The sequence below is a fragment of the Absiella sp. AM09-50 genome (genome assembly GCF_003433845.1).
Taxonomy (GTDB): domain Bacteria; phylum Bacillota_I; class Bacilli_A; order Erysipelotrichales; family Erysipelotrichaceae; genus Hoskinsella; species Hoskinsella hominis.
Window position 1 is genome coordinate 419,114 of the sequence record NZ_QVFI01000001.1, and the last position, 13,410, is coordinate 432,523.

Consider the following 13,410-nt stretch of genomic DNA (forward strand, 5'->3'; position numbering starts at 1 on the left):
ACCTTTTGTCCTTTTATCGTAGTAAATTTCGTTGTAAATCACTACGCTATCAGGCTTCGCATTTCCATGTTTGCCCCTGTCTGTGAAGCATGGGCGTACAGGTTCAGCGTTATCATTATGCTGGAATGCCCCATAATATATTGCAGGTTCTTTGGGTTCATGTTCTTCTGTGCTAATCGTGTACAAAACGTATGTCTTAATATATGCGGTGTTATCTTTGGCAAAGGTTCTTCATGGTACTTGTTGTATTTCCTTACGATATTCTTCAATGCAGAAGTATAATTGCAAGCCACCATAGGCATACCTTTCTGATTGAGAAACAGGAAATTGCGGTAACCGTCAATCTGAATGCTTTTTCCAGTTTTTCTTTTCAACACTCTTTGCAACGCTTTTCCAGCTTCTTCACTCATAGGAACTTTCCTTATTCCGCACTTTGTTTTCGGCGTTTCTATGTAATATCCCTCTTGATTGCGTAAGAGCTGGTGGTCGATATTGATTGTATGGTTTTCAAAGTCTAAATCCCTTGCTGTCAGTCCGCATAATTCCGATATTCGCAAACCTGTTTTCAGTAGTATCAATATATCATCATAATACTTCTGATAGACCGTATCCTGTTGAAGAAAGGTCAGTAAATGTTCTTCCTGTTCTTCGCTTAATGCCTGTCTACTTTCGCTGTCGTCCTCAATCACTTCGCTTAACTGAAAATCAAAAGGGTTCTTCCTAACATAATCGTCCTCGATTGCCATGTAGAAAGAAGCCTTTAAGGAACGCTTATAGTTACTGATTGTTTTAAAGCTGTACCCTTTTTCTTTCATTCGGACTGCCCACTCTTTAGCGTCAGACGGTTTAATGCTGTCTATGCTTCGAGAACCCAGCCTGTCCTGTTCCAATGCGTCCATGAGGTACTTTCGCCCTGTCTGTGTGTTTTTCTTGACATTGCTTCTTTGTGCTGTCTTTTTGGCATACAGCTCGCATAAGGTCATTTTCTTGCCTTTGGTATCTATTCCGTCCTCTAAATCACGCTGTATCTCCCGTTCTTTTTCCCTAAGGGATATAGCATCACGCTTTCCTTTTGGAACTCTGTCCGTAGGCACAAGTTTCCATGAATACACAACCTTTGTTTCGCCTGCACGATTAACATATTTATACATATATCTGCCGTCTGTTCTCTGGCTCTCTCCAGTCCTTAAAATGCGACCTTTGTTATCCCGTCTTTTTTCTGACATCTTTCAAAACTCCTTTCAAAGCTGAAAGAGCCTTGTTACGACATATGCTTATCATATCACGCACAAAGCTCTTTTGCATTAGATTTCTTCCAATTTATCAATCAGATGTTCCAGTTTCTTTTTCTTAATCAGCATACGGTTTCCGTTCATCACAACACATTCTTCTTTGTATTCATTTGCAATACGGCGGAGCTTGTTTTCGCCGATACGGAAATAGCTGGACGCTTCCTCAATCGTCATTAGGTAGCGTTCCCATAATGGCATACTGAAATCATACATAAGACTGCACCTCCTTTCTTTTTGATTTTTAAGCAGTCTGACGGCTTTATCATCGCCCACAGGAGTTCCACCTCTGCATAGTCCTTATGTAGCCGTACCCATTGCGTGCGACGCTCTGAACGTTCAAGCTGTGGCTGTACGGGAGTATCATTATCAGACAGGACAGGTCATGGCAATAAAAGGGGATAAATCTTTTACATGGACGCTGACAGTTTCCGCTCGCTTCACAGGGAAAAGGTCATGGCGTATCAGCTCCAACGGCTCGCTGTCTGCCTAACGTATCAGACTGCTTTATTTACTTGTCAAAGAACGGTCAAAAAAAGAAAATCGTCTTTCCTATATACCGCGTTGGAAAAGAGCAGAAGCGTAACCAATATTCAAAACTTTTTCTCTTTTCACTACATATTTGTACAGCAAACGTCCAGTTGCTAAGTTGAAATAAAAATAGTTGAAATCTCTTTTCCTGCACCATATAGGGTAAACAAATATCGGTTTGCTAAGTTGATGATGAAAAAAATCGGTTTTTCTTTTCACACCTTAACTACCCATGCACCACCGTTACTGCCAACAATGGAATGAAAGATTTTCTTTGCACCATATAGGGAACGGCAACTGCCAAATGTTAAGTTGAAAATGAAAAGATTTTCTTCTTTTCATACCAACACTCAAGCGTTACTACCTGTTTGAATACAAATTGAAAATAGTTTTTCCTCTTTTCATAGAACACTGTCCACTAATCATGAATTTCCGTCATATTTCTCAAAAAAGTTTAGATTTTCTCAACTTCCACTTCATATAGGGAATAAACACCTTGTTTTGTTGCAGATTTCTAAAATCTTCTTTCACTCCATATAGGGAATGGAAACCTCGATTTAATGAGTAATTTTGAAAAAAAGTTAGATTTCCTTTTCTCGCACCATATCTGTACGCAAGTAGCTGTTTTGTTGCAGATTTTTTGAAGAAATTAAAAAATACCGTCATTCTCTTGTGGAACAGCGGTATCTATACGTTCTTCTATGGTTGATTTTTCTAATTGTAATAAGTGTTTATGCTTGTCTTTGAGTTCTGCCTGCTCAATCATATCTTTCAGTATCGTTGTATGATTTTCTCTGTCTAATGCCTGCACCATTTTTATGGTCGGTGCAACCTGTCTTTGTAGCCAATGCAATGCCTTTTGCAAGGTGTAAGGCTCTGGTTTTGTAGTTAAGCGTATCGGTTCTCTGTTATCCCCTACAAACCACGCCCAATCCTCATTCATTTTCCATTGACTTTTCGGTTTATCGTCCTCTCTATCTACAAAGCGGACATAATGATTGATGATAGAAAAAGCAGTACGTTCAGCGTCCCGATAAGTCAGTAAGTCTACAACCGCATAATAGGCTCTCTCATTCTTCATGCGTATTTCAAAACGGTTCTTAATCTCGGTATCTTCAATTTCTGTACCATTCTTGACATACTGTTCATAGTTTTTTTGATAAGCACACATATATAGTTCGCTACTTGTTGAGCCAAGATATAAGGTTTCGCCTGTATTCTTTGGCATATCATCACCACATTTTTCTGTACTGCCATAATTTTTCTGTTTACGGAAATAGGAAACACATTCCCCAGCCATATATTTTTCCTTTAGTTTTGGAATATCTAATATTCCTGCTCGGTCATTGATAGCTAAATCAAGCCGTTTCATCACACCGCCAGCCGTCATGCAATCAAGCATAAAATCATACCATGAGCGTTCCTGTGCCAGCAGATAACTTTCCAGTTGCCGACAGCCTTTCCCTTTCAGTTCTAATAGAATTCCTAAATGCTCCTGCATGGAACACATGACATTGATGTCGCCAAGCACATATTTGCTTTCATACCCGTATTTTCCATAATCTTCATACAGCATATAATCGGCTTTCAGTTGCAGTACATCACGGATAATTTTTAATGCGTCCGTAGTAGGAAAGCGGACACGAAAGTAATCAATCAGTAGGAATAATGGCTCTCGTGGATTGAAACGCTCAATCCGTTTTTCTAATGTTTCTTTCAGTTCTTGTGTCAATGGAAGTTTGCCTTTTTCAATGCGGTTATAATACTCACGGCTGATACCACAGGCAACCGCAAGCCTTGTTTGTGTTACTCCGTATTCTTCACGTTTTTGCCTTAATTCTTCAATAAAGTTTTTATCATTCATTTTAAAATTCCTCCAATCAAAAAAGGCAACTACCGTATCTTGATAATTGCCTGTTAATAAAAAACCTGTATAAAAAAAGCAGTCAATCCTAAGACCAACTGCTCTGATTGTAATGAAGTGCTTATATTTTCTTTATCACTTCTTGTCTGTAATTTTCAATATCTAAAACTCTTTTTTTACCTACCATTAAATACATAATCGGAAAATCAATTTTTTCAAATTTTCAATGCAATAATAGTTCGTCCAAAACGCAAAACAATTCTCAATATTCCCATTGCTAAATATAAATATTAATATATCAGTAAATCGACCGTTCACACTATTGTTGTATTTTATATATGCTACCAATTTTTAAATGAGGCAAATAATACACTTCTACTTTTTCCCCTTCTTTCAAGTTCTTGTGAATAAATCCTATATCAAGTTTTTCTTTTGTTATTTCATTTTCAATAATAACAGAAAAATCCCCATGAGATGTTTTATCCACTTCTACTATTTTTCCTATTACATGTGGATATTGATTTTTTAAAACAAATGGTAAATCTCTTATCCCTGATACTCCAATTGTACAAACACATATCCCCGAAAAAATAATTCCTGCAATATAAAAGCATGTTTGGAAATATTGTATTTTGGGATTTTTAGATAACTGTTCCTTAGATAATTTCTCTTTATACTTTTTGGTTACTAAGTTATATAACATGTTAATAAACACAATACAAACTATTATTATACCAATATAGTAAAAAATAACTTTGTAAATATTCATATTTATATTTTCCTCTATAAGATTATTTTATGTGAAATAGATACTTTTTATATCACACCTTATAAAATGCAGTTTTACCTTGTAAATATAGCGTTTTCCGTTTATAAATGTCCATTGTCTTTTGTTTTTTCTGCCCCCCTTGTTAGATAACGGGGGCTTAATCTTCGCTCGCCACAAGCTCGCTCACAGACGAAGTGAACCAGACACTCGCCAGCAAGCTGGCGTGGCTCTATGTCTTCGACCGCCACCGCGTCTGGATCACTCCACCTGCCCAACTAATAATATCACATTACCAAAAGAGAAAAATTGTATGTTATTTATCTTCTAAATTTTATAGGATAGATAATACAAGCACTTAATGCTATAACAAATAATGAAACTAATATAAACAATCAAAATATAACAAAATCCATAATATTCCTATATAGATAAGTTTTGCATAAATATAGTGATACGATAACCTAAAATTTTAGGATTTGTTTTTTTGATTGCTTAACTCTTTTGGTTCTAGAACAATAATCTCTTTTCCCTCTTTTTCCATTCGTTTTATGAAATTGTCGAAGTGGTCTGTCATAGCATCAACAAAAAATGCTTTTTTCTTTCTTCCATTAATGTACACATTCATACCACCACGTTTCATTTTACAATATGATATATCCGATATTTTCCAATGACTTTTAAATAGAAATACCTTTATAACAGTAACATCATTGTCGTCTACACAAATATCCCAAACGCCCTTGAGTGGTGCAATCATTCCCAAAAACATCAGTCCTAAAAGAGCAACAACTATAATCATAATAAAGGTATTTTTCTTAAATATTTCAGGTTCGTCTATTAGTGCAAATACCATTGCACCAATCACAAAAATAGCTCCAACAGCACAAACTATACTTACATCAGTTATTGTCCTAACCGTAAATTTTTTTAAGGATTGTGTTTGCTTATGATTTCTTCTTTGCATTATGTCCAAAACAAATAAAACAATATATGTTGTTATAATTGCTCCTATATATTTCATACAGTATCCCCTCCAAAACCTCTAGTCTCTATTTATTAGAGTATATCATCAAAAAATCAAGTAGTCATTATTTTTCTGCTATCCGTCACAATATTTTTTATCCCATGTCTTATCAAGAGAGCAAGCATTGCTTACGCAACAAGCTCTTGACAATCCATGTTCTAAAAAAATGGTAGATAATCAAGCAGAAAAAGGACACTTTATGCTATGTTACAGCAACAAAAAGACATCTCATATCTTGTATGAAATGCCATTTTGTTTTTTTTATGTTATTTTCTTTGTCGTATCAAGGTTCTTTCAATCGTAGTAAATTAGTGGTAAATTTCTTTTGTATTTTCATTCATATTGCTTAAAGTCCCTGTATTTATGCAGATAATCAGATTTTTAATCTTTTTTTAAACAAAAAAATATGAGATAAGATTAAAGTTATTTTTGAATATATTAAGATATAATGATAGGAATGGACTAATGTAAGAATTTAATTTTGTTGTGTTAATATTTTTGCATATATAAGAAACATTGTGAATGTATTGCTCTCAAAAAAGATGAATAAAAAAATTCATTAAAATAAATTAACAAGCTTTATCAAAAAAAGCAATTATTAATTAATGATTATTGTTGTGATAGATAAAGTAATCTTGACTTTTTTTGATAAATCAGTGTCAAAAAAGGTAATATTGCAAGGTGAATAAATGAAAAATTGATAAGATATTATTGATAAAATAATTCACATCAAAAGAAATTGAAAATCGCACAGATATCTAAGTGGTTCTATGAGTTTTTGACAGATTACAGTCATTTATTGCACATTTATAAATAAGGTACATTAAAATCAATAAACTAAAGGAAGGAAATCAAATTATTATGAGTTCTATTCGAAAAAATATTGTATTTATTTTGGGAAGTTATTATCCTAATTATTCTGCTGTTGGCAAATGTTTAGGGAATATAGCAGATATTTTAGAAGAAGATTACAATATAACTGTTATAAGTATGAAAAACAAATTTGATCAAGAAGAAAAAGCCATCTATCGAAGGCAAGATATTATTAGAGTATCTACAAAATATTTAGATAAACGCATGATTATTAAGGAAAAAATTAAAGCAAGTGAAGGTATAAAAAAATATATATATTTAAAATGTGAAAAAATTTTAAGATTATATGGTTTTTTTAGAATAATCTTTTCAAAAAACACTATAGATAAAGCTTTAGAAAAAAAATTTATTCTTGCTTTACAAAATATAAATAGTCCCATCGATTATATCATACCCACATGTAGTCCGTTTGAAAGTATAAATGCTGCTCTAAAATTCAAAGAAAGAAAAGATGTTGAGATTATTCCATTTATATTTGACTTATTTGCTGAAAACAATAATCTAAATAGATGTACATTTAATAAACGATTGAAAAAGAAAGCTAATATGAGATTAGAAAGGAAAATGCTAGAACATTCTAAATGTATTTTTTATGTTTCAAATTGGACAGACTATTTAAATGAAAATTTTTCAGAATTTCTAACTAAGTCTATAGAAGTAGAACATCCACTTTTGATAAAAAAAAATGAGTGCATAAATAAATCTTATGATGAAAATATTCATATAGTTTATACAGGTATTTTAGATGAAAAAATAAGAAATCCAGAATTCGCTTTAGAATTACTTATACAAATGTCTAAAGATATTGTGGGTGATTTTTATTCGTTTGGATCAGGAAATATATTTGTAGAAAAACAGTCAAATAAATTTCCGGAGAAGGTTATTTCTCATGGTAAAGTTACTAGTGTGGAAGCTTCAAAAGCTAGATTGATGGGAAATATTCTTTTATCCATAGGTAATAAGAATGTGACACAAATTCCTAGTAAAACATTTGAATATATATCAACTGGAAAAGCAATCTTGCATATTGCAGAAAATTCTTCGGATCCAACAATAAAATTACTAGATAAATATCCAGCAAAAATGATAGTTATAAAAAATGAATTTTACGATATAGGGGAAATCGAAAAATTTATTAGAAAAAACCAGTTTACAGATATTCCATTCGATTCGATATTAAAAATGTATTACTTTGCTTATCCACCATATATTTGTGAAAAAATGAAATCTCAATTAACCGTTTAAATAAGGTAAGATAGCACAAAATAAGAGTCATGACTAGAGATCATATGGAGCCTTATCATTTAATGGGGGGAGAGATTTGATGTTACTAGTGAGCAAAAGTTGTTTTTAATACATAAATTGGTAGGAATGCTACATGTCAACCCATGTTTAAAGAAATTAAGGTAAATAAGTAAAGTTAATAATTAATTATTTACCTTTGTAATTTAGAAAGAATGGAGAAATATATGAGAGAAATAGAATTAGAGGAATTAAAAAAAATACAATTAGAAATCATGCAAGTTGTACATGATTTTTGTGTGGATAACAAAATAGATTATTCTTTAACTTATGGTACTTTGATCGGAGTCATTAGACACAAAGGATATATCCCTTGGGATGATGATATAGACATATGTATGACACGACCAGAATACAACAAATTTATCAAAATGTTTAATAATAAAAATGAAAGATATAAAGTTTATTCTTTTGAATTAAATAATAATTATCCTTTTCCATTTGCAAAAATTATTGATACACATACAGTGTTGATAGAAAAAAGTGATATTAAATTCAAAATGGGTATAAATATTGATTTATTTCCTATCGATGCTGTAGATGCTAAACAAATTGTTTTAAAAAGACAAATACGATTAAAAAAAATATACAATGTAAAAGTTGTAAAATTGGTAAAAAGTAGAAAATTGCACAAAAACTTTATACTATTTGTTGGAAAACTATTGTTTATTTTTATTCCACTTAAATTAATAGTGAAACTTATGTGTAATAATGCAAGTCATTATAATTATGATAGTTCAAATTATGTATCATGTGTTGCTTTTGGTTCAAAAAATAATCAACCTATAAAGAAAGAAATATTTAGTAAATATTTATTATTACCTTTTGAAAATAAAGAATTCTTTGTAATGGAAGGGTATGATCAATATTTAAAAAGCATATATGGCGATTATTTGGAACTACCTCCAAAAAATGAGCAGATTACACATCATGCTTTTAAAGCATTTTATATTGATTAAAAACACCTTTAATAAAATACAAATTTGAATGGTAGTGAAGATAAAAAATTATTTATTTCTTTGGATGATGATATAGATATTTTAATGTTAAGAAATGAATATGATAAAGTTTGCAAAATAATGAAAAAATTAACTCTAATAAGTTTTTTTTATGTGTGGAACGATAAAGATTATGGTCTATTATTTGGAAGGAAACAAAGGTTTTACTGAGACTCTTTGCTCTTATTTGAAAGAAGCTAAAAACCAGTGCCCAATCATAATCTCGTCTTCTATTCAAGCAGCTAGTGATAATGATTATGGAAAAAGTAAAAAAGAAGGCGAAGATTTTCTTCTTGCTTTTGGTAAAGAAAATGGGAATCCTATTTATATTTACTGATTTGTTAATCTGTTCGGTAAATTGTGCAGACCAAATTATAACAGTGTAGTTGCGACATGTTGTTATAATATTGCTCATGGTTTGGATATACAAATTAATGATCCTGATGTTGTATAGGTGATGTTGTAGAAAAAATCATTTTTTGCATTTGTAGCAATCCTTATATCTTTGATGGTATTCATTGTGGAGTGGAAAAGGTCTATAATTGTTCACTAGGTGATTTAGCAGAAACGATAAAGAGGTTTAAAGACTCAAGAATGACTTTACAAATCATTGATCAAGAAGATGGATTAACAAAGAAACTATATGCAACATATTTAAGTTATCTATCTGAAAATGAATATAGATGATAGAGGTAGCTTCACAGAGTTCTTGAAAACGAAAGAATATAGTCAAGTTAGTGTCAATATTTCTAAACAGGGTATTACAAAAGGGAATTATTGGCATCATACAAAAAATGAAAAATTCTTAGTTGTTAGTGGAATTGGACTAATACAGTTTAGAAAAATCGGTGATGATAAAATCATTGAATATAAAGTAAGTAGAGATAGGTTAGAAGTTGTAGATATTCCAACTGGCTATACTCATAACATCATTAATTTAGGAAAAACAGATATGGTAACGATCATTTGGGCAAATGAAATGTTTGATCCAAATAAACCTGATACATATTTTGAAAAAGGTGGTTGAAAGCAATGAGTAAATTAAAACTGATGACAATCATAGGAACAAGACCTGATATCATTCATTTATCTGAAGTAATAAAAAAATGTGATAAGTAATTTGATCAGATTTTAGTGCATACAGGACAGATCTAAATAGCATTTAATTAATGTTCAATATAAAAAAATTTACATTCAAATTAAAAAAAGGTAGTTTTCTTCTGGTGAAGTATGGTATCAAATCATTAATAAATATAAGGTCAAGTATCACATTTTACTATTGCTAATTTAATCGTTTATTTGCATTTTGATATTTACTAATTTCATCAATCTTGGCTAAAATAGAGGTATTAAAAATTCTTTTCTTTGTTTATCTAATTCTACAAATTGGTGAACGTTTTCTTAAAGAACAGATATCGCTATATACTCTTAGAATATTGAAATAGGTAAGTGTATGTTTGGTATTGAATAACGCATTTAATTTAAGAAAATCAATATTGATACATCTTTGAAGGAGATTCTTCTTATAATATATTTTAATAATTAATTGAGTAAGATAATGAATTAATTTTTTTGCTTCATATGATTTCTTTACTTGAATAGAAGTGATAAGACAATCGTCTTTATTAATACTATACAATATACTATATCTTCTCATTATCACTTTTAACTGTTTCTAAATGAGTTCTTTTAGACTCTAGTTGTAACAGGATTGATAAAGGCACTTTATAAATGTAGGTTGATAAATATCTTTTATTTACAAAGTTATAGTGTCCTCTATCTTCTATGACAAGTAGAAGATTATTTCATTGTGTTTATATTTAGCAATATCAAAGAAAAAATTTCATGATTAAAAAATTTTTTTATAATTTGTGATTGGATATTCATTTACTTTAAAGGCATTAAAAACTTGGTATGTTAATAATTTAAATATAAATGTAACTATTAAGGTAGTAAGTCCTTTTCAGAAAAGTCAATGTAATAAGGAGCTAACTAATCCATTATTACAATTCTAGATTTTTATCACGGTTTGAGGTGATATTAAGTTTCTCAGACAGAAAGGAAAATTGGTATATTGAATTATTACTCATTATGAATAACTTTAATATACTTGGTACGATAAAATGAATATAGCAGTACTAGGCAGTGGTAATATCGGAACATTAATAAGTGCACAATTATCTTTAAATGATAAAGTTAATTTATATTCTAGAAAACCAGAAAAATTCAACTCATTAATAACTGTATTTGATGAGGATACAAATACTGAATATCAATCAAAGATTAACATGGTAAGTGATAATTTAGAAAAAGTATTGAAAAATTGTGAGTTAGTTATCATTACAGTACCTGCTTTTGCAATTAAAGATTTAATTGTTAAAGTGTTTAAAATAATTGATATAGAAACAAAAGTTTTATTTTATCCAGGGACAGGAGGTGTAGAATTTTATTGTAAAGATTTTATAAAAAAAGGTGGAAAAATATATGGAACTCAAAGAGTTTGCTCTGTCGCACGTTTAAAAGAATATGGTAAATCGGTTATTACTTCTGGCAAAAGGAATCACATGTTTGTGGGAAGCATTCCAAGCAATTGTGCAGGTGAATTTAAAAAATTTATTGAGAATAAATTTGATATTGATACAACTGTTTTACCCAATTATCTATCTGTTACCTTAACTCCAAGTAATCCGATTTTGCATACATCAAGACTTTATTCTATATTTGAAGATTATAATAAAGAATGTGGATATAAATACATTCCATTATTTTATGAGGAATGGGATAACAAAAGTAGTAAAATTTTAATAGATGCAGATAATGAAGTTCAAAGATTATGTAGGAAAATAAATTTAGATCTCAATAATGTAAAATCATTATTAGAGCATTATGAATCTAAAAATAAAGAAGAATTAACTAAAAAAATTATTAGCATTAAAAGCTTGAAAGGTATTCCTACGCCAAGTATATTTAAAAATGAACAATTACATCCAGATTTAGATTCGAGATATTTTACTGCAGATTTCCCATATGGATTAATGGTTATAAAAGCTATTTGTTTAATTTATAAGATGGAAACGCCTATGATTGATAAGATGCTTTTTTGGTATCAAAAATTAGTTAAGAAAGAATATTTAGTAGATTGTGATCATTTAGGAATAGATTCAAAAGAAATTAGTATACCTCAAGACTATGATTTAAAAACTCCTCTTGATATAGAGACATTTTATAATAAAGAGTATTAGAAAATTATGAAAGATATTATAAAAATTATTTTAGGGAATATAATTCTTACATTTGCATATGCGTTAATTACAGTTCCTAATCATATTATTAATGGTGGAGTTACTAGCTTTTCACTTATCATATCGCAATTAATTAATACGGATGTGACTGTAATTGCTAATATTTTTACAATTATATTATTATTACTGTCATTTATCTTTTTGGGAAAAGAATTCGTTTTAAAATCATTATTATCCAGTGTATGCTATATGTTTTTTTTGAGCTTTTTTCATGTATTACCAATTTCTTTTATAATGAATCCCATAATATGTGTTTCAATAGCAGGTATCATGGTAGGATTAGGTTATTTTTTGTGTATTTCAGCAAATGCGTCAACTGTAGGGTTTGACGTGATTGCTTTGATATTAAACAAGAAAAACAGAAAATTTAATGTTGCATTAACAATTCGTTATATAGGTATTGCAATTTTAATGTTTGGGATCATTTCGTTTGGTATTAGTTCTGTTATCTATGGAATATTATTCACTGTAATAGAAACAAGTACACTAAATATATGTACAAAATTAAGAGAAAGCAAGTTTGGATTAAAAGAAGAGGAGATTGTACGATGAATTTAACACCATTAGAGTTTGAAATATTAGTTAAAATAGAAAGAAATCGTGATATGAAATTCTCTCAAAGAGAATTGGCGAAAGATTTATTAGTTTCTACAGGAATGATTAATAAAACGATTAAAGATCTGTTAGTTAAAGAACTTATTATAAGTGAAGAAACAAGTAAGTACGAATTAACGTTAAAAGGATATGAATGGTTAGAGCCATATCGAGTAAAAAAAGCTATTTTTATGGCAGCAGGATTTGGAAGCAGAATGGTGCCAGTAACTTTAAATACTCCAAAACCATTAATACAAGTACATGGGAAAAGAATTATTGAAACATTATTAGATGCAGTATTAGATGCTGGTATACAGGATATTACAATTGTTAGAGGGTATTTAGGTGAACAATTTGATGTATTATTGAATAAATATCCAATGATCAAATTTGTAGAAAATCCTATTTATAATGAAGCAAATAATATTTCTAGCGCATATGTTGTGAAAAACATGTTAGAAAATTCATATGTATTAGAATCAGATTTGGTTCTTTATAATAAAGATATTATACGAAAGTATGAATATACATCAAATTATACAGGAATGAAAGTAGACATTACAGATGATTGGTGTTTTGAAACAAAGAATGGAATCATTACAAAAGTAAAAGTTGGTGGTAAAGATGTTCATCATATGTTTGGAATTTCATATTGGAATAAGGAAGATGCACGAAAAATGAGTGTAGATATATCTGAAGTATTTCATAGTCCAGGAGGAAAAGAAAAGTATTGGGATGAAGTATCTTTGAAGGAATGTATTGATCATTATCAAATCATGGTAAGGCCAGTACAAAAAGGTGATGTTGTTGAAATTGATACATTTAATGAATTGAAACAAATTGATCCTATATATAATGTTTAAA

At 30.1% G+C, this 13,410-nt stretch carries 13 protein-coding genes; 8 read left to right on the plus strand and 5 right to left on the minus strand.

The genetic code is table 11. From position 1 onward, the window contains the following. Positions 1-41: 41 nt before the first annotated feature. The 5 genes from DW114_RS02085 to DW114_RS02115 form a co-directional block, all read right to left on the minus strand. Complete coding sequence (locus tag DW114_RS02085) at positions 42-1,226, minus strand: site-specific integrase (RefSeq protein ID WP_054344614.1); 1,185 nt, start codon at positions 1,224-1,226, stop codon at positions 42-44. A gap of 78 nt (positions 1,227-1,304) precedes the next feature. After that, the gene (locus DW114_RS02090) at positions 1,305-1,505 is read right to left on the minus strand and encodes an excisionase (RefSeq protein WP_054344615.1); all 201 of its coding nucleotides are present in this window, start codon (positions 1,503-1,505) and stop codon (positions 1,305-1,307) included. A gap of 964 nt (positions 1,506-2,469) precedes the next feature. Continuing rightward, positions 2,470-3,684 carry a replication initiation factor domain-containing protein gene (locus DW114_RS02105; protein ID WP_077735090.1) on the minus strand — a complete coding sequence of 405 codons (1,215 nt, stop codon included), beginning with the start codon at positions 3,682-3,684 and terminating at the stop codon, positions 2,470-2,472. A gap of 319 nt (positions 3,685-4,003) precedes the next feature. Next, positions 4,004-4,453 carry a hypothetical protein gene (locus DW114_RS02110; RefSeq protein WP_077735089.1) on the minus strand — a complete coding sequence of 150 codons (450 nt, stop codon included), beginning with the start codon at positions 4,451-4,453 and terminating at the stop codon, positions 4,004-4,006. Between the two features lie 469 nt (positions 4,454-4,922). Next, positions 4,923-5,474, minus strand: a complete 552-nt coding sequence (locus DW114_RS02115; protein WP_054344618.1) for a DUF6560 family protein — start codon at positions 5,472-5,474, stop codon at positions 4,923-4,925. Positions 5,475-6,338: 864 nt separating this feature from the next. Here DW114_RS02115 and DW114_RS02120 point away from each other — a divergent pair. The 8 genes from DW114_RS02120 to DW114_RS02150 all read left to right on the plus strand — a co-directional run bounded on the left by DW114_RS02120 (position 6,339) and on the right by DW114_RS02150 (position 13,409). Beyond that, positions 6,339-7,595, plus strand: a complete 1,257-nt coding sequence (locus DW114_RS02120) for a hypothetical protein (protein WP_117451899.1) — start codon at positions 6,339-6,341, stop codon at positions 7,593-7,595. 224 nt (positions 7,596-7,819) lie between these two features. Then, the gene (locus tag DW114_RS02125; RefSeq protein ID WP_158552285.1) at positions 7,820-8,611 is read left to right on the plus strand and encodes a LicD family protein; all 792 of its coding nucleotides are present in this window, start codon (positions 7,820-7,822) and stop codon (positions 8,609-8,611) included. 24 nt (positions 8,612-8,635) lie between these two features. Next, complete coding sequence (locus DW114_RS22145; RefSeq protein WP_117451903.1) at positions 8,636-8,821, plus strand: LicD family protein; 186 nt, start codon at positions 8,636-8,638, stop codon at positions 8,819-8,821. Further along, complete coding sequence (locus DW114_RS21435; RefSeq protein WP_199483605.1) at positions 8,784-8,987, plus strand: hypothetical protein; 204 nt, start codon at positions 8,784-8,786, stop codon at positions 8,985-8,987. The genes DW114_RS22145 and DW114_RS21435 overlap by 38 nt, the downstream gene beginning before the upstream one ends. Positions 8,988-9,359: 372 nt before the next feature. Beyond that, the gene (locus DW114_RS21570) at positions 9,360-9,677 is read left to right on the plus strand and encodes a hypothetical protein (RefSeq protein ID WP_207732773.1); all 318 of its coding nucleotides are present in this window, start codon (positions 9,360-9,362) and stop codon (positions 9,675-9,677) included. Between the two features lie 1,096 nt (positions 9,678-10,773). Further along, the gene (locus DW114_RS02140; RefSeq protein WP_117451905.1) at positions 10,774-11,892 is read left to right on the plus strand and encodes an NAD/NADP-dependent octopine/nopaline dehydrogenase family protein; all 1,119 of its coding nucleotides are present in this window, start codon (positions 10,774-10,776) and stop codon (positions 11,890-11,892) included. Positions 11,893-11,898: 6 nt separating this feature from the next. Next, positions 11,899-12,504, plus strand: coding sequence for a YitT family protein (locus DW114_RS02145; RefSeq protein ID WP_117451907.1), 606 nt, complete (start codon positions 11,899-11,901; stop codon positions 12,502-12,504). Beyond that, positions 12,501-13,409, plus strand: a complete 909-nt coding sequence (locus DW114_RS02150) for a sugar phosphate nucleotidyltransferase (RefSeq protein ID WP_117451909.1) — start codon at positions 12,501-12,503, stop codon at positions 13,407-13,409. The genes DW114_RS02145 and DW114_RS02150 overlap by 4 nt, the downstream gene beginning before the upstream one ends. The last annotated feature ends 1 nt before the right edge of the window (position 13,410 follow it).